Source organism: Bradyrhizobium sp. USDA 4449 (assembly GCF_054056275.1).
Genome location: NZ_JBSRYD010000001.1, coordinates 6517210 through 6536765 on the forward strand (window position 1 = coordinate 6517210; position 19556 = coordinate 6536765).

General features: G+C 58.5%; 24 protein-coding genes. 8 read left to right on the forward strand and 16 right to left on the reverse strand.

Features of this window, described 5'->3' with window-relative positions:
- Positions 1 to 17: 17 nt before the first annotated feature.
- On the reverse strand, positions 18 to 248 hold the full coding sequence (locus ACVIIW_RS30640) for a DUF6894 family protein (protein WP_456704105.1): 231 nt from the start codon (positions 246 to 248) through the stop codon (positions 18 to 20).
- Between the two features lie 51 nt (positions 249 to 299).
- Entirely contained in the window at positions 300 to 515 is a 216-nt protein-coding gene (locus ACVIIW_RS30645) for a hypothetical protein (RefSeq protein ID WP_456704106.1), read from the reverse strand.
- Between the two features lie 368 nt (positions 516 to 883).
- On the opposite strand from ACVIIW_RS30645, the gene ACVIIW_RS30650 reads away from it, so the two are divergent.
- Positions 884 to 1540, forward strand: coding sequence for an ATP-dependent DNA ligase (locus ACVIIW_RS30650; RefSeq protein ID WP_456704107.1), 657 nt, complete (start codon positions 884 to 886; stop codon positions 1538 to 1540).
- Here ACVIIW_RS30650 and ACVIIW_RS30655 read toward each other — a convergent pair.
- The gene (locus tag ACVIIW_RS30655; RefSeq protein ID WP_456704108.1) at positions 1479 to 2837 is read right to left on the reverse strand and encodes a hypothetical protein; all 1359 of its coding nucleotides are present in this window, start codon (positions 2835 to 2837) and stop codon (positions 1479 to 1481) included. The two genes, ACVIIW_RS30650 and ACVIIW_RS30655, sit on opposite strands and share 62 nt — an antisense overlap.
- Positions 2838 to 3026: 189 nt before the next feature.
- Between ACVIIW_RS30655 and ACVIIW_RS30660 the strand changes: the two genes are divergently transcribed.
- From ACVIIW_RS30660 to ACVIIW_RS30670, 3 genes are all read left to right on the forward strand, one after another.
- Entirely contained in the window at positions 3027 to 4667 is a 1641-nt protein-coding gene (locus ACVIIW_RS30660) for a recombinase family protein (RefSeq protein ID WP_456704109.1), read from the forward strand.
- 354 nt (positions 4668 to 5021) lie between these two features.
- A protein-coding gene (locus tag ACVIIW_RS30665) for an IS630 family transposase (RefSeq protein WP_456704075.1) occupies positions 5022 to 5961 on the forward strand; the annotation gives its coding sequence in 2 pieces (ribosomal slippage) (positions 5022 to 5357 and positions 5359 to 5961; 939 coding nt in all).
- A gap of 233 nt (positions 5962 to 6194) precedes the next feature.
- Positions 6195 to 6362 carry a hypothetical protein gene (locus ACVIIW_RS30670; protein WP_456704110.1) on the forward strand — a complete coding sequence of 56 codons (168 nt, stop codon included), beginning with the start codon at positions 6195 to 6197 and terminating at the stop codon, positions 6360 to 6362.
- A gap of 140 nt (positions 6363 to 6502) precedes the next feature.
- On the opposite strand, the gene ACVIIW_RS30675 is transcribed toward ACVIIW_RS30670, so the two are convergent.
- A complete protein-coding gene (locus ACVIIW_RS30675; RefSeq protein WP_456704111.1) occupies positions 6503 to 6913 on the reverse strand; it encodes a gamma-glutamylcyclotransferase family protein in 411 nt (136 codons plus the stop codon).
- Positions 6914 to 7085: 172 nt separating this feature from the next.
- Here ACVIIW_RS30675 and ACVIIW_RS30680 point away from each other — a divergent pair, with 172 nt between their 5' ends.
- Positions 7086 to 7265 (forward strand): hypothetical protein, encoded by a 180-nt coding sequence (locus ACVIIW_RS30680; protein ID WP_456704112.1) that lies wholly within the window; start codon positions 7086 to 7088, stop codon positions 7263 to 7265.
- Positions 7266 to 7332: 67 nt separating this feature from the next.
- Here ACVIIW_RS30680 and ACVIIW_RS30685 read toward each other — a convergent pair whose 3' ends face one another.
- The 4 genes from ACVIIW_RS30685 to ACVIIW_RS30700 all read right to left on the reverse strand — a co-directional run bounded on the left by ACVIIW_RS30685 (position 7333) and on the right by ACVIIW_RS30700 (position 10354).
- On the reverse strand, positions 7333 to 8292 hold the full coding sequence (locus tag ACVIIW_RS30685; protein ID WP_456704113.1) for a hypothetical protein: 960 nt from the start codon (positions 8290 to 8292) through the stop codon (positions 7333 to 7335).
- 235 nt (positions 8293 to 8527) lie between these two features.
- Positions 8528 to 9172 (reverse strand): hypothetical protein, encoded by a 645-nt coding sequence (locus tag ACVIIW_RS30690; RefSeq protein ID WP_456704114.1) that lies wholly within the window; start codon positions 9170 to 9172, stop codon positions 8528 to 8530.
- Positions 9173 to 9414: 242 nt separating this feature from the next.
- Complete coding sequence (locus tag ACVIIW_RS30695) at positions 9415 to 10041, reverse strand: hypothetical protein (RefSeq protein WP_456704115.1); 627 nt, start codon at positions 10039 to 10041, stop codon at positions 9415 to 9417.
- A gap of 10 nt (positions 10042 to 10051) precedes the next feature.
- A complete protein-coding gene (locus tag ACVIIW_RS30700; protein ID WP_456704116.1) occupies positions 10052 to 10354 on the reverse strand; it encodes a hypothetical protein in 303 nt (100 codons plus the stop codon).
- An 84-nt stretch (positions 10355 to 10438) separates the two neighbouring features.
- Between ACVIIW_RS30700 and ACVIIW_RS30705 the strand changes: the two genes are divergently transcribed.
- On the forward strand, positions 10439 to 10690 hold the full coding sequence (locus ACVIIW_RS30705) for a helix-turn-helix domain-containing protein (protein WP_456704117.1): 252 nt from the start codon (positions 10439 to 10441) through the stop codon (positions 10688 to 10690).
- A gap of 23 nt (positions 10691 to 10713) precedes the next feature.
- On the forward strand, positions 10714 to 11061 hold the full coding sequence (locus ACVIIW_RS30710; RefSeq protein WP_456704118.1) for a hypothetical protein: 348 nt from the start codon (positions 10714 to 10716) through the stop codon (positions 11059 to 11061).
- A gap of 5 nt (positions 11062 to 11066) precedes the next feature.
- Here the strand turns inward: ACVIIW_RS30710 and ACVIIW_RS30715 are convergent, their stop codons facing one another.
- The 5 genes from ACVIIW_RS30715 to ACVIIW_RS30735 form a co-directional block, all read right to left on the reverse strand.
- Positions 11067 to 11510: a hypothetical protein gene (locus tag ACVIIW_RS30715; protein ID WP_456704119.1), complete on the reverse strand. Its 444-nt coding sequence runs from the start codon at positions 11508 to 11510 to the stop codon at positions 11067 to 11069.
- Positions 11511 to 11581: 71 nt separating this feature from the next.
- The gene (locus tag ACVIIW_RS30720) at positions 11582 to 12250 is read right to left on the reverse strand and encodes a hypothetical protein (protein WP_456704120.1); all 669 of its coding nucleotides are present in this window, start codon (positions 12248 to 12250) and stop codon (positions 11582 to 11584) included.
- Positions 12247 to 13032 carry a hypothetical protein gene (locus tag ACVIIW_RS30725; protein WP_456704121.1) on the reverse strand — a complete coding sequence of 262 codons (786 nt, stop codon included), beginning with the start codon at positions 13030 to 13032 and terminating at the stop codon, positions 12247 to 12249. Before ACVIIW_RS30725 ends, ACVIIW_RS30720 begins: the two co-directional genes overlap by 4 nt.
- Before the next feature lie 302 nt (positions 13033 to 13334).
- Complete coding sequence (locus ACVIIW_RS30730; protein ID WP_456704122.1) at positions 13335 to 13799, reverse strand: hypothetical protein; 465 nt, start codon at positions 13797 to 13799, stop codon at positions 13335 to 13337.
- A gap of 202 nt (positions 13800 to 14001) precedes the next feature.
- Positions 14002 to 14331, reverse strand: coding sequence for a hypothetical protein (locus ACVIIW_RS30735; protein ID WP_456704123.1), 330 nt, complete (start codon positions 14329 to 14331; stop codon positions 14002 to 14004).
- Between the two features lie 168 nt (positions 14332 to 14499).
- Between ACVIIW_RS30735 and ACVIIW_RS30740 the strand changes: the two genes are divergently transcribed.
- On the forward strand, positions 14500 to 14679 hold the full coding sequence (locus tag ACVIIW_RS30740; RefSeq protein ID WP_456704124.1) for a hypothetical protein: 180 nt from the start codon (positions 14500 to 14502) through the stop codon (positions 14677 to 14679).
- Here the strand turns inward: ACVIIW_RS30740 and ACVIIW_RS30745 are convergent.
- The 3 genes from ACVIIW_RS30745 to ACVIIW_RS30755 are packed head-to-tail and all read right to left on the reverse strand — an operon-like array spanning position 14676 to position 19363.
- Positions 14676 to 17975, reverse strand: a complete 3300-nt coding sequence (locus tag ACVIIW_RS30745) for a hypothetical protein (protein WP_456704125.1) — start codon at positions 17973 to 17975, stop codon at positions 14676 to 14678. The genes ACVIIW_RS30740 and ACVIIW_RS30745 overlap by 4 nt on opposite strands.
- Before the next feature lie 3 nt (positions 17976 to 17978).
- Positions 17979 to 19091, reverse strand: a complete 1113-nt coding sequence (locus tag ACVIIW_RS30750; RefSeq protein ID WP_456704126.1) for a hypothetical protein — start codon at positions 19089 to 19091, stop codon at positions 17979 to 17981.
- Complete coding sequence (locus ACVIIW_RS30755) at positions 19088 to 19363, reverse strand: hypothetical protein (protein ID WP_456704127.1); 276 nt, start codon at positions 19361 to 19363, stop codon at positions 19088 to 19090. Before ACVIIW_RS30755 ends, ACVIIW_RS30750 begins: the two co-directional genes overlap by 4 nt.
- Positions 19364 to 19556: the final 193 nt, after the last annotated feature.

The following is a 19556-nucleotide window of genomic DNA, read 5'->3' on the forward strand; positions in this document are numbered from 1 at the left end:
CATCGATCGCCCTGCGATCAGCGGCAGCGCTCTGTCGTCATCCTCAAGACAAATACGGACGTGTCGTCGCTGAACACCCGCAAGGTCCACTGTTCACCAGGTCGCAACCCGTTCTCGACGTCGCGCACTAGGTGGAGTGCAGCCTGCCAGGCGGCTTCGTCGCTCTTCAGGAACTCGCCCGCCTCATCCGTGTGTGGGCGACTTCCCTCAAAATGAAAGTAGTACTTCCGCATTGGCCAGCAATGCATTACCGCGCCGACATGTTCCGTGGAACCGTGGCGCTCCCCGCATGCGAACAGCTAGGCTGACTTTGGTGTGTTCTGCAGGTGAATGAGGGCGCGACGACCGGTGTAGGTCAGCTCGCCGAGAGAAGTCTTTCCGTCACGCGCTGCCCGGATGAGTTGTTCGGCGATATACCTTCGGCTGTCGTGATCACCGCCATTAGGTAATTCAGTGCAGACCTCCTCCAAGACGACCTCCATGTTCGCTTTAACCCTGTCGGGAAATTGATCCATGCTCCATCCTCAATGAGTGATGACGGAGCGAGGCTAAACCGTGTCGGGAGATTGCGACAGCGGATCGTCTCGCCAAGGTTAAAGGCAATCCTCGTTATGTGCCGAAGTGAACATTCTGTCCCGCCTCGACGGCCGTCGGAAACAAATATGTAGGCAAGGATAAACGCCAGCAGCCCGGAGGTGAGCGGACGTCCAGCCGGACCTTGCTCAACAGCTAATCCGGGATCCGAATCGACGGATAAGTCCGTCGGGTCGCACCCCTACGGCCACGACTGGACGAGGGCCTCGTAACTTGGAACTTCAGCTTAGGAACTCGCCCTGTCGTTTCGGATTCGCAAATTTGCGTGTGAGTGCATATCTGCGCTTTCATGCGTACCGCGTACGAGCTCTGCCTGGCTACCGCTGGCAAGCAGGTGCCCGAGGGGCCGGACTGGATTCACGAAGTTAAGCATGATGGCTACCGGATGCTGGTTATCCGGGAGCATGAGCGCGTGCGCCTGCTCTCGCGCAATGGCACCGACTGGACCAAGCGCTATCCCTGGATTGCTGAGGCCGCGCTGAAGAATCGGCAGAAGCAGTTCGTCATCGATGGCGAAGCCGTGGTGCTCGGCGCGGATGGCATTTCCGATTTCAACGCGCTGCACTCTCGCAAGCACGAGCATGAGGTGCAGCTTTACGCCTTCGATATCCTGGCCATGGGCGGCGATGATCTGCGCGCCCTGCCCTTGCACCTGCGCAAGACCAACTTGGAAAGGCTTTTGGCGCGCCGTCCAGAGGGCATCACGGTGGCGCCCTTCGAGCGCGGCCAGATCGGCCCGGACCTATTCCGAGCGGCGTGCCGCATGGGTCTCGAAGGATTAGTCTCCAAGCATCGCGATCGGCCGTACCGAGGCGGTCGGCAGAAGCATTGGATCAAAGTGAAAAACCGGACGCATCCGGCTATGATGCGGGTTTCGGGCAACCTTACGGGCTCTTCGCGGATGGCGCGGCAGCGAACAGCAGCGCCTTGCCTTCGACCACAGTGATTCCTCGCTCTTGGAACATTGCCGTGAGATCGGACTCGGTAGCTTTCCCCGTATTCAAAAGCTGATCCGTCTTAAAATCGTCCACCACGAAGGCCTTGCCGGCAGCTCGGCAGATGAGGTTATTCTGTTTGCAGTAGACGTCGCCGGGAATCTTGGCCACGCTCGCAGCAGCCGCCGCCATGATAGCGGCGGATGCCGCATATCGAGCACGGAATTGCGGATCGAGCAGCACTTCGGCGCTCTCCTGCCGGCCAGACAGGACCAAGCGCAGCGCCAGCAGGACAACTACCATCACTCGCGAGCGGTTTGGACCAATCGCTAAAGCTATCGGAGAAGAGGCAATTCGCGCCAACGCCGCGCCTGTGCCGATCGCGAGTGCTATTGTCAGGTCAAATTCAGCGTTCCCAAAGACGCCATCGCCGAGCCATTGCGTGAGGCAGGAGACCAACGCAACAGCCGCATGCAGCGCTGTAAAGCGCGCAGCGTAGCTGGCGCGATCGAACCAGGCGGAAGAGCCCCACAGGATGGCGGCGAGCGCCAGCCATTGCAGATGCCCTACTTGGCTCACTAGATGCGCCACCGAATAGGCGCGAGCGGTGAACAGGTTGGCGAAGAACTGATGGCCAAAGATCACGCCGCAGAAGGCGAGTCCCGCAGCAGCAACGCCGATGCTGATCAGCGCCGGCCGCACCGCTGATCGCCAGTCGCGCAAGGAGAGCCATAGAACGACCGTCACGGGCATCGCCACTATGTTGTGTTTCCAGAAGCCCGCCAGAACCATCAGCAAGAGCGGCGCGTGCGGTGAGCGGCCGGCCTTGTCTCGGGCGAGAAACCAAACGAAGCCCACGCCCATGATTGCCTGTCCGGCAATCTGAGGATCGTTTGCGCCGACATAGGAGGTGGCGTTGTGCGCCATCAGAGCGACGAACCACAGCCCCCCGACGACGCCGGCAGAAAGCGACCCAGCCAAGATCCTCACGGCCAGCGCGATTTCCACAGCGAGCACCAGAAGCCCGGCGAATGATAGCGCGCGACCAACATAGAGACTGTCGCCAAACAGCCTCCCGAGCTCGCCGATGACAAAGAACGAAAGCGGCGGGTAATTATTAACGATGAGCTGATCGGGACCTGGATAGAGAGGCAGACCGGCAGCTGCGGAATCCTGGTGAAAGGCATTCCACGATTCTGTAAACCAAATCTCGATCGGGAATTGTGCCCGCCAGACCGGCCAAATCAAAAAATACGACGCGAGCACCCCAAAGATGCCCGCGCACAAAAAGCGCGCATGACTATGCATTTCTCAGCCCCAGCGCAGGCTACTCAACCACCGCGGGAACTGCAAGCATGAAAACGGGCGCCGGGCATGCGGCCCAATACCTGTAAGGGCTGAGACCATGCCGGGACGATTCTATGGAGTATTTGCCGCTGGGGATGGCGACCAACCCAAATAGATTTGCTAGAGTGTCATGCCTGCGGACGTCCGCCGATGGCTAACTCGCTTGTCATACGCAAAGGAACGAACCTAGAGAAGCGCAGCCGGGCCCTTCGTGCCGCGCAATATGTTCGCATGTCGACCGAACTTCAGCGGTATTCCATTGAGAACCAGGCAGCAGCAATTGCCGCTTACGCGCAGGACAAGAACCTCACCATTGTTCGAACTTACCGCGATGACGGGCGCAGCGGGCTGAAGATCAAAGGCCGGGCAGGTCTGATTGAGCTAATCGACGATATCGAATCGGGACGCGCCGATTTCGACCACGTCCTCGTATACGATGTAAGCCGGTGGGGTCGTTTTCAGGACGCCGACGAGAGCGCGCACTACGAGTTTGTGTGCAAGAAGAACGGCGTCCGGGTAGCGTATTGCGCAGAGCAATTCGACAATGATGGCAGCCTGGTCGCGAGTGTCGTGAAAAACATCAAGCGCGTCATGGCGGCAGAGTTCAGTCGAGAGCTATCGGTCAAGGTTCACACCGGCCAGTGTCGTCTCGCAGGGTTGGGCTTTCGCGTAGGCGGCCCACTCGGATTTGGCCTGCGCAGGGAAATGGTCGACGAAAAAGGTTGGCCGAAGGGCCATCTCAACAAAGGCGAGCACAAATCCCTGAAGACCGACCACGTGCGCCTCCGAAGAGGCACTGACGAAGAAGCCGAGGTCGTGCGCTGGATCTTCCGACAATTCGCAATTGAACGTCACTCGGAAGCGGAGATCGCGCGCCGACTCAATCAGATGCGTATGGCGAACGGCTGGGGGATTCCCTGGTCCGCCAAGATGGTCGACACGATCCTCCGCAATGAGAACTATGTTGGAAACCTGGTCTACAACAGAACGTCGCGGCGCCTTGGGCAGAAGGAGATCAAGAATCCGCCAGAGGCCTGGGTTCGCAGCGATAGCGGTGCAGGTTCAATAGTCGAACGACAGCTCTTCGATCGCGCGCAAAAGGTCATAGCCGATCGATATGTTTCGATTCCGGAAGATGAAATGCTGAAGCGGTTGCGGGTCGTCCTCAACAAAAAGGGAAGACTCAGCGAGCGCATCATCAACAGCACGCCGGGCCTTCCGAGCGTCAATGTGTATTGCAACCATTTCGGTTCAATCCGAAAGACCTATGCCATAATTGGATACACAACATCGCACGACTGCCGCGCCATGGATGCCCGTCGTCACTGGGACGAGATTCTGATTAGTTACGTTAGGCAGCTTGCCACCGCATTGAGGATCGATCTTACTCGCTGCACGGACGATGGCTTGGGTTTATCGATAACTGACAATTGCAGAATCCTATTTCGAACCGCTCGATCGAAAAAGAATAAGCCAAACGAGTGGAGAGCCTATTTCAAGAAGACTTCAGTAGAGTTTCTCGCAGTGCTGCGGGTGGACGATGTGACCAAGGCTATTCACGACTACGTGCTTTTGCCAACACCGCGACCTTATAGGCGTTATGTGATTGTCTCAGACACCGCTCTCCCGCGCCTCCGTGCAGTTCGCGTTCAGACGTTCGAGGCGCTCGTGCGCGAGATCAAGGCGAGAGGGGCAATGCATAACCGTGCCGCGCGAGCCAAGACAACAACATTGAACAGGCAAGCGAGGCCAAGCCGCCCCACAGCCAAGAACGGCCGCCCGCCGCGCTGATGGATCTCAGATACAGAAAAGCTCCGATCAGAGTTCCATAATTCCTCCGGAAGTCTCCATTGAGCTTGGCAATTTTTGACAACTCAGACGAGTTTTGGGATTCTTCCGCCATTCGCCCCGCTCCTCATTCGATCAAGAGCGCCCTATGAACCACTGTTTTGCCCGACGGAGCAAGCTGGATTTCGGAAGATCAGCATATGTGTTTCGGAGGCGATTGTTCACACCCACGATAGGCAGGGCCTCTTCAGCATTCCAAGCGACTAAAGCGGGATGGCTTTAGTCTGAATCGATTTGGGATTCCCAAATCAGTTTGTTTCTGATTCACCATGCTGGCTGGATAGGAGGCCAGCATGGATGGGCAAGCCTTACTCTCTGGATCTCCGTAAACGTGTCGTAGCCGCGATCGAGGGCGGGATGTCGCGCAATCGAGCCGCCAAGCAGTTTGGGGTGGCGATCAGCACGGCCATCGGCTGGATGCAGCGGGTCGAGAAGACCGGCAGCGTTGAGCCTAGCCAGATCGGCGGCTACAAGCCGAAGGCAATTTCGGGCAAGCACGCGGTCTGGCTGTCACAACGGATCAAGGATGGCGATTTCACCATACGCGGTCTCGTTGCCGAGCTTGCCGGACGTGGCCTGAAGGTCGACTACCACTCGGTGTGGGACTTCGTACATGCCGAGAAGCTCAGCTTCAAAAAAAAGCGTGGCGGCTGGCGAGCGCGATCGACCTGAGGTCGCGCGGCGGCGAGCCCAGTGGACAAAGTATCAAGATCGCGTCGAAGCTGAGCGGCTGGTCTTCATCGACGAGACCTGGACCAGGACCGATATGGCACCCTTGCGGGGATGGGCGCCGCGCGGGCACAGACTACACACCAAGGTTCCCCACGGCCGCTGGAAGACCATGACCTTCCTGGCGGCCCTGCGCCACGACCGGATCGAGGCGCCATGGTTCATCGAGGGGCCGATCGACGGCGTGAGCTTTCGCATCTATGTCGAGAAGGTTCTTCTGCCCGTCCTTCGACCCGGCGATATCGTCATCCTGGATAACCTCGGCAGCCACAGGAGCAAGGCAGTTCGCCAGCTCATCCGTTCGGTCGGTGCCAAGCTGTTTTTCCTGCCAAAATACTCGCCCGACCTGAACCCGATCGAACAGGTCTTTGCCAAGCTCAAGCATCTGCTCCGCAAAGCCGCCGCGCGAACCGTCGACGCAGTCTGCGCCGCAATCGGCCACGCCCTCGACGCCTTCACCTCCGAGGAATGTGCCAACTACCTCAAAAACTCAGGCTATCGAACTTAATGCCATCACGCTTTAGTGATTGAGAATTTGACTCCCGTCTTGACCGGGGTTCGATGGCGGGATGCCCCGGGTCACCTCGGCCAACTGGCGTTACTAGGCGAGGAACAATGGTCGTCACACCAGCTTCTGAGTGTCGCCGGTCAACGCGGAGCTGGCGGAACGCACCCGGCCATACCGCCAGCTTCCTACGAGCCGGGCCGCTCTCTGCCATTGGTAGTTTGGACGCGTCGGCAATGACCAACTCCATCATTCTCGTTCCCGGCATGCTGAAGCGGCTACGGCTGGCGCGGCTCTACGGGTTTTTAGTCGAGCGCAAGGACGGCCTTTATCACCGGGCGGCAGTCAACCATCGTGCTCGATGGAATTGGCACGCAATATGGTTGAAGGCGGCTGGCTGGTGAAGCACGGCCAGCGGCATGAGCCCACAGAGCAGGGTCTGAAGGCCACAGAATGATCCGACTGATGATCCCAGGATCAGCGGCGGAGCCGGCGCACCCTGCCCGATTAATCATCGAAAAATAGCGATTGGGGGATGGCCCCCTCAACTCAGTTTCGCAACATACGATTCCGGCAAGCCCATCTTTCTCACCACGATTTGTAATGCGGCGGCATACTGCGGATTGCCGCTTGACCGATTGGGCGGCCTCGGCAGATTAAAACACAAGGCGGGTTCGGCGCTGCCGTCACCCAGTTCTACGAGAACTGGCTCGGCCCGATACTCAAGCACGCTTGGCTCCGAATACAGTTGGTCGATCTCAGCATGTGTCAGACGCATGACCATCCCGTGAACCCTACCCTCCTTGGCTGGAACCAGCGTAGCGCGCTCACCCAGTCTCAATTCGAAGCCTTCCACACAAGCCCGCCTGACGTCCAATGGCCGCAGCCCTTTAGCTTCGAGAGCGTCCGGGTCCATGAACAGACCGTAGAAGAAAACCGTCACTTGCTCTGCCATGCCGGCATCTTAACAACGGTACCCGGCTGAAAAAAGCCCACCGGATCTTTAATGAGGTTGCGGGCTGAAGAACCCCTTTGGTCGCTTAAGCCCCCCGCCGCTTCAGCACGCCACCGCTTGACGCATTAGGGTGATCGCTTTAAGCCCGCGCGCGATATATGGAGAACATCAATTGGCGAAAAAGACGACAAGGAAGCGCAAAGAGTACACGAAGGATGACGTCAAGCTTCTGAAAGCACATTCGAAAGCCCGCACACCCGTGGTAAAGCTTGCAAAGCTGATGAAGCGGTCTGAGGGGTCTCTGAGGCAGAAGGCCCGCACACTCGGAATTGGACTAGGACATCAGCGCTAAGCTGCGAGATCAAAAGAACGGCCCGCCAGCGTGAACCGGCGGGCTGCACGACAGTCGCCCTAGACTCTCAGTTCCAAAGTCCAACACTGATCCTTTCTACAAGCGGCGTTTCGCTGTCCCGGAATGCTGGACCGTCGAGGGAAACGGGGCCGTACTTCGTGGGAAACATGCGATAAGCGGCTCGTTGAAATTCGCGCCATCGCTGGGGCGCATCCTCGATTGCAAGCGTCCCCTCAAGAATCGCGAGCATCATCGCGCTCAGTACTTCCTTCCGTGTTTCGCAATCGAGATAACGAGGCACGGCGCTATCGACAGCCGTGAATATCTCATTCGAGGGCGCGGCGATGATACCGGTCAGTACGGGCCTGCGATCGATCCGCTTAGGCAGGATGAGCTTGCGAGGATGGACGAGTTGATGAGCGATCGAGCGGTTTCTAGCGAAGATCGGTCGAAGCATTGCAGCTATTTTCGGATCGGCACACATCGCGGTGTTGTATTGGTTTACGCGCATCACCCGCGTGTCCGGGTGGCGGTAACTTGTCAGTCGACTGAGCGTTAGGCCAGCCTCCGCGCCTTTTAGGAGAGCGTCAACTTGCTCAGTAGTGAACTTGGAGGTTTTGTTGAACTCCCGCCGGCAGATCTGACACTCGCGGTGCTGCCAAGTCCCACGTGTCTGAACGTGATGTTTGACCGTTATAATCCGAGAGGTCTCTGGTGTGAGTAAGTGCCCTCTTTTGCAATGGGTGCGCAGCATCATATTCCTGTGCGCAGCCCTAATCTTTCCTTGTCGAGCGTTTTCAGCGGAGCGCAACAGCGCGTCAGCCCAAAAGTCAGGACGCTCCTGCTTCAGGAGTTTCCGGAAGTGCCAACTGACACCACAATTGAACAGAGTGCCGCCAGCATCAAGATGTGCCGTGATCTTGGCGGCATTGCCATCATGATCAGGAATGGATGCGATCGGTCCACCTTTTTGTTGCTTTGATGTGTTCACCACACTCGCCACGCTTGTTTGCTGTTCGCTGTTCATGGCCAATCCTTTCTCGTGATCGGAGATCGGCAGATCACCGACGAATGCATGGGGGTCCTGAGTCGCGGCTTGTCAGTGGCACCCCATGCCATCAGGGTGACGCAGTTGCAGAGGACAGATCGCTGAGTCGTGGCGGCTGTCGCCCCACGAAGCGATGCAGAGCGGCGGCTCTTTAACTCGCTCAGAATGCGGCGAGCGAAATGGGCTCGCCAGTTTGATGCCGGATCATGCTTTGTCAGCTCTCAGAGATCCGCTGGAGGTCATACAACAACGAGACGATAATAGGCTCGCCAACGCTAAGGTCATCGAGGCCACCCTCGATCTCAACACAGCGCAGCTTCGCTCGGAGGCCTTCGAGCGTGGCCGCCGGTGTCGCGCAGACGGCTCTGTTCGCTATGCGCCAGGCGCGTTCAGCACGTTTCCTCTCACGGTCAAGCTTGACGTATCCTCTTGGCCGACGCTCGTGCCAAGAGTCGAATGCCTCAACGATTTCTTGGCCGCGCGTAGACAGCTCCTCGGTTGCCGGAATACGCTGCTGAATTTTCGTCTGCCACTTGTCGACCTGCCGCCATTGCGCGATGTCGCAGGGCGCCGTCCAAAACTCCTGGGCAAGCTCCCAGGGCTTACACCCGAGCTCGAGGTCTCGTGGACGTATCCGGAGCACCTCCGGCGGCAACGGTCGCTCCAGTTGATCTAAGGCGATGTCAGCGTTTAAGAGGCGCTTTTCCGCTGCAACGCATTTGTCGACGAGGTCAAACAATGCGGCATCGGGATGGGCCGGAGGCAAGGAAACGGCGCTAACGGTTGGCGAGGGCCCTGCCTCCGAACGCCTCGGAATAGCTGCACCAGCGAGCGCCGCGGCGCCAACAAACAAATTCATGATTGATCTCCTACTTATCTGAGCCCCGCTCGATGGAATCGCTCCCGCGTGAGAAAGTTCTGGCTTGTTTTTGGCTCCCTGCCCTGCACTGGTTGGGCTGGCTGGAATCAGTTGAGGTGAAGACAATTGTTCGGCGCCCGTGGCGCCCTTAGTTACCGCGTTGCTCATGTCAGATCTCGATTTTGAGGCTGTGATATTGACCAAGGACCGCCCGTGCTCAGTCTGTGGGAAGGCAGGCAAGCCTAAGGTTGCTTCACCTCCTTCCCGGCTTGCCAGTTAAACAGTTGGGGCCAGAGCGGATCGAAGTGCTCGCATAAGGCTTCAAATGCAGCCCGTGCTGCGCTCTCGATCAATTCGATATGCAGACGAGGCCAGACAGCCGTCTCCTGCACTTGAGGCGTCCAATGGCTCGAAGAGAAGCCCTTGCGGACGGCCTCGATGGTTTCGTGGAAATAGCCCTCGCACTGCCCGACAGTGCCGAACCCGAGGGCAAGCATTCCGATGGTGCGCTGTTGCTCGGGTGAGAGAGCGTCCCAGGCCCTGCCCGCGTCAAAGCTGGCGAGTTCGTGGAAGGTCGGAAGCCGGTCGGACAGAGGAATGTCTGCTTCGGTCGGTTTCTGCGGTGGCTCCCGGCGCACGCCAATGATGGTGTGAGCGTTCCAAAGGGCCGTCCTCTGGCGGCTCCCCTTCTCCAGGCTCACCTCGACCTTGCCGCGGGGTGTGCGTGCTCCAGCGCTGACGCCGCGGACGGTTTCGCCTGATCCCGTGACGTCGCCCCGGAGCAAATGCCGGGCTTGGACACGGATCAGTGCCGGTGTAGCCCGGGCTTGGACACGGTTCAGCGCCAGTGTAGCGGTGTTGGTTAGCATGCCGCGCTCCTCAGAAAGCCGACCGGCGAACGCCCCCGCGGGCGGTGCCGAAGGCGGAAACGAGCGTGGTTGCGACCGGCAGCCCATGCCGCTGGCGCCAAGCGCACTGCATTTCCGGGATCATGTCGGCGACCACGCGCACAGAGGCCCTCAGGGAGCGCGGCGTCATCTCCCCCCAGGTCAGCATCGCTTCTCGGCGGGTGAGCCCCTTGAGGACCCACAGCTTCACCTCACCGGTTTCCTCGTCGATCAGGTTGCGGATGGTGAGAGCAGGCATGGCTCCGCCTTTCACCGGGAAGGTGTTCATTGACATCTGGGTTGCCCCTAAGGGTTGGTTCGTGATACCCAGAGTATTAAACGAAGCTCAATCGAAGTCAATACCTGAGGTATTAAAATTGTGAGTATTACAAGCGAACAGGTGCGTGCTGCTCGGATGCTGTTGCGTTGGGAGCAGAAAGATCTTGCTGATGCATCGGGGGTTTCACTGCCAAGCATCAAGCGACTCGAAACGCAGCCCGGAGCGCTCTCGGCTCAAGACCGAACTATCGACGCCATCTCAAAGGCACTTGAAAAGGCCGGCGTCGAGTTCATTCCGGAGAACGGCGGCGGGGCCGGAGTGAGGCTTGCAAAACGTAGCAAGCGAAAATGATCTCCATTTCAACGCGAGGATCTATGCGCAGCCCGGTTGTTGTCTTTGGACCTCTTGCTTTCAAATTCGCGCGGGATGATCGCGGTCGCGCGAGCAATCTGTATGAGGCCAAGCTATACCGTACCTCGAGTCCGCACCGCCGCGCCCTCCTCTGTCCATCGTTGTGGGTATCACCGCGCGGCTGGCTGCAAATCATGATCGCAGCAAAACCCTTGCAGGAGATCATGCCGCTTGAGGACTACCTGGAATTTGCTGAGATTTGGGACGCTCTTCCGGGCGAAGACAGCTGTCCGTTCGAGCCAAAGCCGAACGATTGGGGCCACTATAAGGGGCGCCGAGTCGCGTTGGATTATTCAACTCCGGCTTGGTGAGCTTCTTATGCCCTCTCCCAGATCGGAGCATTCCTCTCAAAGAGAAGCTTCAGCCACTCTTGCAGGCCCGCGAAAACCTCGTCCTCGCGATCGATCTTTTCCTTCAATCTTTCACAAATAGCGATGTGGGCGTGAGCGGGATGTTTCGTGCCGTCATCGTCCAAATCACACTCGTCCAAAACGGAAAAACCACGCTCGTCATTGATTTGATAGTCTCGAATTGTCGAGACGCTCGCGGGACGAAGCTGATTGAATTTCTCGCCGTTGGAGCGAACCATTAGTGGCTCCAAGAGAGCGACCAATTGTTGCAAATCAAGCGAAACGGCCTCGCCCAATCGCCAGACCGAAAGTTGCCCATTCCACAAATGAGAGGCCGTCACGACCGAAGACTTAAGGCCCTCTTTGATCTGAGATGGGAATACTCCCCTGTGGATATGTTCTACTGACATAACCACTCCGGGCGATACCCCGGGATCTCTCGAAACGAGCTCGCGAGCACAGACCGGCGCACAAGGCATGCTCAGCTCGCAATAAGCTGTCGAACCAAAGAGTCCTCTAGTTTGAGGGCGATCTTGATTTCTTCGCCCACGCCCAAGCTCCAAGAGCTGGAGCGAGGAGGCTCAATCGTTGCGAGCACGCCCGAAACTTTCCCATTGCCGCGGAAAACAAGGGAAAAGGAGCGGGACCTATTCTCTGCAACCCAACGGATCGCTACCGATCCGTCCTCTTCATCAACATCGATAGCCGGCATTTTCAGATTGGATGGCAACCGCATAGCAACGGCCTCCACATCCGAAAGCACTCGCTTTGATGGAGCAACCGTACCTGGACCAGCCCAGTCATCTTTAATTCGACCGAGTTCGCGAACAACTCTATCAGCTACCGTCTCAGCCGCAATGAGCGACGGCTTCTCATCCTTCTGATCAATGATAAGCAGCTGTTCGGTTCCCACCGAACTGAAATAACGGGCAAAACCCCTAGCAGGCTTCGCGAGCGTATGAGTGCAGGTGGAAGAAGACACGCTCAGAGAGCCGGCACGAGCCCAACCAAAACCTCTCAGAGCTCGTGCGGTCGTCTCAACCACGGCATCGTTGTAGATCTGAGCGTATTCCTCGTAGAGCTCGTCCGCTGCCAAATAGTCAGAAGCAGCTTGAGCGTCCCGAAATGCGTGCAGCGTATTATTGCTCATCCGCTGATACCAATTTTCTGTGCCATCTCGTCGTTAAGAAGCTCGTAAAGTATAGACTTATTCTGATTATGGAGCCTATTCATAGTTTCATCCAAGATCCCATCGACCGCCGCTAATTCGATCGCTGTATGAAATCTCACGTCCTGATTATGCGTAATTTGAACAAGTAGCTGCCCATTATTTGGGTCTCGAACAGCATCAATGTTAAGTTGATTCAGCCAAAGATGCGAATCATCGGCAGCTTTTTCGAACCATCCTACATGGTTGTGCCAGGTGGGGCCGGCGCGAAAGGCAACACCGGCGATAAAACGGCTCTCTTTAAGGAGGCTCAACAAATTGTAGGTCTCCCGATTCGCCACGAACTGATCCACGACAACGTGAGCCAGGTTGGCGATTCTGCGCGCCCGGTCGCCCGGCGGGATGACTTCAAGCCCCGTCGTCAGATACCGCCTAGCGGTCTCCCAAACCCGAGCCCATCGCGTGTATCGTGTACATTCAACAGCTAGTTCCTGCCCCATGAGGCGCAAGGCCCAGGCTGGTGTGCCATCTGGCCTCAGATGAGCGAGCTGAACACCGAGCATCCGGCGCGGAACGGGGGCTCCAGACGGACCGGGCAAGTTCAATTCGATCGCTTCAGGCGTTTGTACCGCAGGTAGCTCAGACGTCAGATCCCGGCGGCGGCCCAAGGCCTGGACGGCCCCCTGCGATACCGGACCGTCCAAAATGACAGAAAAAGCCGCGGATTGTACGGCATGATCTGCATTTATTGGCTCAAAATCCATTTCTCGTGTCCGGTCCCCGGTAACGCGCTAGCAAATTCCTAACGCACAGTAAATCAAAAGAGATGAATGACATTTTAAGCCCTCCGTACACGGTCCGCTGATTTCTGCCATCTCGCACTGTCACGCCACCTCCACCTTCGGATACGCCAACGACCGATTGAACCCGCCCCGATCGTCGCCCCGCACCATTAGCCGTATCCGCCTGGTCAGGCGCTTTGCCACCTCCGCCGCGACCTCCCCGACTGTAATTCCCAGGTGCCTGACATTCCGGGCCGATAAGCCCCCCCTGTCGTCCACCACGGTTAGAGCGCCCTAGCCCCTTGATCGTGCCCAAAGACGCCGCACTGCGTCAAATCAGCCACCAAACCTAGTACGGACTCTCTGGCCCAAAGCGCCCTCCTCCGCTCCATGATGTTTGGCTTGTCCAGGTCGGAATATTCGCTCATCCCGTTGCCGTGCCCTGTCACCGCAGGGACATAGGGCGACCAATGTCCCCATGCTGGGCTATTGCCTCTTTCAAATTGCTTCAGCCAAGCCTGGTACTCCGGATCTTGGAGCTTGCGGACCTGAGAGATGATCCGCTCCTCAATATCGCACTTCATATTCTTCGCAGTTTCTTTATCGGCCTCGGGCGTCGCAGCGTCGCCGAGCACTGCAAGCGCGCACTCGTAGGCGAACACAGCGAGTTCATCAAACGTCCGCTCCTCATCGCGCCCGAACTGCTTGGCCTCCAGCTTTCGCAGACGCAAATCGTTCGCCCGGCTCATGCTTCGCCCTCCGTGCGCCAAGTGACCACGACTGGCTGATCACTAGGAGCCATGTGGCCGGAAAACCGTGCTGCAGCGATCTCTGCTCCAATTTCCTGGGCTCCCTTAAGCTGGTTAGAGCCCGTCATTCCCCATATCATGAACGGCCTTCCGCGAGGCGCCAGAGCGATCTCCAGCTTTTCGAGACGGCGCGCGTGCGAAATCATACCTTGCCTCCGTTCAGGCTTTCTTCGAGCTTCTTCAGCCGTTGCTCGTGGTCCGCAACCTCAAGTATCCTTGCGTAGCCCTCAATGATCTTCGTCAGCTCGCCTGCTTCAGACGGCGTCAACTCACCAGCCGCAACGGCCTGAACGATGGCGCCAACCGCCTGCACGGCATCAGCGGCGGTGCTGATCGCGGGCGACGCAAAGGGGACCGGTCGGTCTTTCCGTGGCGGACAGACGCGCTCAAGGCAAAGACGGAGAGCGGTCAGATCTCCCTCCAACGCCAGCTCGATAGCCTTACGGGTCAGTCCCTCGGCTTCACCGTCCAACAATGCCTCCACAGCCAAAGTGGTCTTGTGCCGCGATCCCTTTGGTCGCCCCGGATTGCCAGGCCCGAAAGGACGCCCGCGCGTTTTAGGGGCGTTTTTTCGTGGTTCATCCATTAGGCGAGCCCCTGGTGCCGTGGTACAAACGCGCGCTCTCTGGGAGGCCATTCCATGTTGTTAGCGATCGTCAGGAAGTATCCTCTAGCCGCCGCCATTGTGCTGTTTGCGGTTATCATGGGTTTGGTAAAGCTGGGTGCAACGAGCCTTGTTACCAACTTTGGCCCCATCGCCGGCATCGCCGTCATTGCGTTAATCCTCGGCGCCTACGCTATCGTTGATCGCCGCAGCTAGGCGGCTGAGGCGGTCGTGCCGCGGATACCGAGCGTCGTGAGCCGCTCAATCGCATCTCTCATCCTCTGTTCGGCCGCAACGCCGCTGGGCGTCCCATAAAGTGCCCGCGCTACCTTGGATGCCTTCACCACGTCCGCAATCGCTTTTTGCGCTCCATGGCCGGCCATCCCTGCCCCTAGCCCTGCAGGGCCGGCCAAATGAAGGCCCCCGGCGGCAAACAACCCATCGACGGCGCCGCGCATCATCTTTGCAAGATGGGTGGCCGTGTTTGAGTAATTTACGGCGCCGGGTTTGGGCACGAGTTGCTTCAGTAGCTTCCCATACTCTCCGATTAGATTGCGCTCCGAATCGGAGAACATGACTTGAGCGAGAGCCTTGCCGTTACCGTTCAGAAATTCGAAGATGCGCTCCGATTCCTTCTGCGGCCCCCATTCGGTTCGGCCTTCGGCCGCTTGCGTCAACTTCGACCACATGCCCTGCCGTACGGTTGTCCATCCTTCGGGCGAGAGCGACCGCTTTAGCTCCTGCGCGAGGGGCACCGCGGCCACTCCATTGCCCGTGCCAGTTGCGCCAAATAGCCTATTAACAATATCGTTCGGCGCCGCAGGAGGAGCGCCATCGGCACCGACAATTCGGCGGATCGCCGCAGCGGCAGGCCCCTTTTCAACTTCTTGTGGCGCGCTGGTCGAGCGTAACCGCTCCGCATAGCGCGCGAGTGATTTCCGCTCGCTGGCGTCGAACGCGGTTTGCGCCAGGAGCTTGCCCTTGGTCCCGGTTAGAAATTCATCGATCCGGGCGGCAACCTTTCCCGGCTCTCCGGTCGTGAGTTGCTGAAAAAGCCCCTGCTTATAGGTCGAGAACTCCGCCGAATCGCGCCCAAAAATCTTGGCGATGCGCTGCGCAACCTGCACCGGCATCTGACCACCGGGCGCCGAGGCTGAGCCATAGGCCAGCCTCACAACCTCATCAGGCGTTGCCTTGGTATCAGAGAACTTGCCAAGGATCTTTTCAACTGCCGCCCCGACCGTGTCACCCGAACCGCGGCGCGTGAATTTCTGCTTGTAATCAGCAAATGAAGCCCGCGCCTCACGCTGCATCTGTAAGACCGCGGGCCCCTCGCCCGAGAACTTGCCTTGTTCGATCATCTGCTCAACGCGCGAGTCGAAATGATCGATGATATGCTCGAGAGCCCGCAAATCAGAACCCGAGCCACCGCCGAGCATCGCCCGCCGAGCGTCGCCGTAAAGTGTGGATAGTTGCTTCCGCACCTGCTCCACATCGCGCATCGTAAAGCCAGAACCGGGCTTCTCCACCTGCGCAGCGAGCCTTTCGGCCGCCGCAACCGGGCGATCACCAGGGAAGCCAGCGCTATGAACTGCGTTATCTTCTTGTTCCAACTGCCGGAAGGCATGTTCAACAGCCGTATCGGCATCCATGCCATCGTTCGACATCAGCTTAAGAGCGCGCTGCTTGACGTCGCCGCCCAGCTCACCATGGCCCGCAGCATGCAAGTCATCCTCGAGGCCCTGCATGTGCCGATCAAATTCGGCCCGCTCACGTTCCGACATTGCAGCAGATTCGCGCTTGCCGACGTGCCCCTCGAACCCCTCCGGATAGCGCTTTTGGCCGCGCATTTCGGCGTCAATCGCGTCAAGCAGATCGTTGACGGTAGATGTTCCGTTGTGATCTCCGCGGAGATATCCGGCCTCTTCCGCCGCCTCGCGCGCATAATCAAGCGGCCAACCGCCCTGCTTAACTAGCTTGCGACGGCCCGCGCCCTCAACGTTGACAGTGTGACCGTGCGCGCCGATCGCCTCCAATTCGGCATCCGGCCCCAAGCCACCCTTTGACGCGAGAAATTCCAGAAGGCTTTGAGCCTTCGGAGCCGCAGCCGCCTGCTTCTGCCGATCGTAAGCCGCTGCAACCTGATCGCCGAATTTCTCGCGAATATCCGAGACGTTTTGCGCATGCTCCGGCCCGAGTTCAGCCGCAGCCTCCACCCGTCCAGGACCAGCCGCATTCATCTTGTTGTCGATGATCTTCAGCGCTTGGAGCGCCTTCGGCGTGTTGGTCTCATCGAGAGAGACCGGGTTTTCACCGGCCGCCAACCCGCTTTCGACATCGTTGCGGAAGCCTGCCGCAGAGCCCGGCGCAAACTCGCCAGGCTGCTCGCTAACAGTCTTATACTTCGCGCGGTAATCTGCTTTCGACGCATCACGAGCCGCCGCCAGGCGATCAGAGAGCGCTTCGCCAGCATCAAACGGAGTTGCCGCCCGCACCTGACCACCGCCGAAGAACCGCGCCATGTTGGCGCCTTGCTGGGCCGGAGACATTGGACCAGCATGCACGCCGCTTTGAGAGGCTTGCCGACCCTGCTCCTGGGCGATCAATTCCGCCGCGATCCGCTCCGCCGCATCTTGCGGGTCTGTGCGTACCGAAGTGCCAGTAGGATCGAAGCCGGCCCCGATCGCCTCGCGGGCCTTCCCTAATTCCTCGTTCTGACCCTTAAAGAAATCTTCAGCAACCTGCTGCTCGCGCTGCCCGGCAGTGTTGCGGAGCGCGCCTTGCTCAAGCATCTGTGTATCAAGATCGCCGCTCAATTGACCAAAAGATCGACGGACGGGCACGCCAGCAATATCGACCATGTTGGCGGGAGCAGGCAGCGGCTGCCGCAGATTACGCAGCCCTGTGATCGCAGAGCCAGCCAGTTTACCTGCACCAGGCGCCGCAGCTCCCACGATCCCGCCGATAACGGCGGGAGCCGTCGGGCTTTCACCCCGTGCCAGCGCGTCGGCAGTGGCGATGCCCGCGCCGCTCGCCCCACCAGCAAGCCCGCGAGAGAGAAGATTCTTGCCGACCATCCCGAAAGCCCTTGCTCCCGCCGCAGTCGCCGCGATGGGAGCCATAGAGGCTACACCGCCAGCGATCTTCGCCCCCGTGTCCACCAGCGGATGCTCGGCCTCAAATTTGCGGTCCATCCCTTCCTGCTGCGCGAGCGAGTCAGCATAGCGTTGGGACCAGTCGCCCTTAAGCTGATCCTCATCCTTGAACAGGGGATTGAGCACCGGAGCCAACGTTGCGTTTGACGCCGCGTTCAATTTGTTCAGGACGCCACCGACAACCGGAACGCCAGTAGCAGCGGAGCGAACAACGTTGTTTGCAGAGATCGGCTCGGGCTTCTTATCGACGCGCGGGAATTGCTCCCAATCCGACGAAGCGCCATACGAACTAGCACGTGGAAACGCCTCCCAGTCATCTATTGGGGTGTACGGCTTTGACGGATCGAAGGTCGGCATGAGCTAGAGCACCCTAAGAAGGTAGGTCACACCAATTGTTGGCTGGAGCGAGGGGAATGCCTGGCTCACGCCGCCCTGCGCGCTTCCGGCGAACGACGAAGAAACCCCTGCGACAATGTTGCCATTAATAATGGTGGGCGTGTTCTGCCAACCATTGGTACCGAATGCGCCGCCACCACCTTGGCCTAAGCTGGTTCCTCCGCCGTTGACCAACAAGGTATGCCCGTTATCGAAAAGATTCGTAGTAACGGAGCCTGACGGCGTATAGGGCGGAAGATTTGCCGTACTCAGTGTTTTACTCTCTGATCCAGTTGAGCATGCCGCGCCGACCGCAGTCATCGCTACGCCGCATCCGTTAAATGCCGCGGTGAGGCGATTGGCGGAAGACCCATTGAGATTATCCAAAGCGGCGGGCACCCGACCTCGCATATCGATAACCGCGAACTGACCACCAGGGCAGCCTCCGCTTGCTGGAGATCCAAGAAGAGCCCAATACGCGGCATAGGTCGTTGTTGAGAGGCACTGACCAGCGGGGAAAACGAAGTTTGAGCTGGGGACAGTTGACCCAGTGTAGGGCACCAACCCACCAAGTGGAACGTTGAGGGTCGATCCGTAGAAGTCAAACAGCATCCACGCGCTGTTGCTGACGCTGAACTTCAGCTTGTACGGCGATCCTGAGACCAGAGTGCCGGATGCAACCGCCGTTCCCGACGAACTCTGGATCGGATACGCCGTGCAACCATCAGCTTGGAACGTAGCTGAGGCTCCGTTGGTCGCGTTCATGGTGACGGACAGTGTTTGGCCGTCCTGTGGCGTCGTGGACGACGTGCACAGACCTTGATTTGTTGAAACGGTAAATGCGGTAGACGTGCCGCCAGTGGTCAGCAGGCCTGAAATGTCATCGCGATACTTGGCAATTTCCGCCATCTCGGCTCGAGAGGATGATCCGACCGACGACGGCGCCATTCCAATGTGCCAGTCAATGTGCGGATCTGAGTTCGCATTATTGCCGGCAGTTTGCGACCAACGCCACACTTGTGCCGACGCTCCGACCGACAGCGCCGAAATCGCAACCACCGCGGCCCAAATGAAGAGCCATGTACTCTTGATCTTCATGCTCTGGGATCGCCTTTTGAGACAACTTCGTACAGGCGGACGACTCGATCGCCATCAATGCTGGCAACCGGGCCGAGCCGATAGTGCAAATCAGGATCGAACGGAGCCGAGTCTTCAAATTCAACGGGCAGCACTCTGCGTCCCGGGCCGGGATCGCTAGGTGCGGAAGCGAGATAGCCAGTGATCGAAATGATCCGATCGCCCTCGATGACGGCGTATTGCCTTTCGCCTGGCTGGCCATCGCCGAAACGGTTGATAGGGATAAAAGTCATTGATTGGTCCATTGGATGGTGCCACGGATCGCGCGCTCCGTTGCGGGCCACGCTTTTGACTCTGACCTGCGTCGGCGCCCAAGTGTGGGATGCCGAGGCTCAGTTACGGGAGCTAGCCGATGCGGATCGGAAGTCGATTTGGTTGACAAATGAACACAGGTCATTCTCCCTGAGTGCCTTACGTCGTGGCACC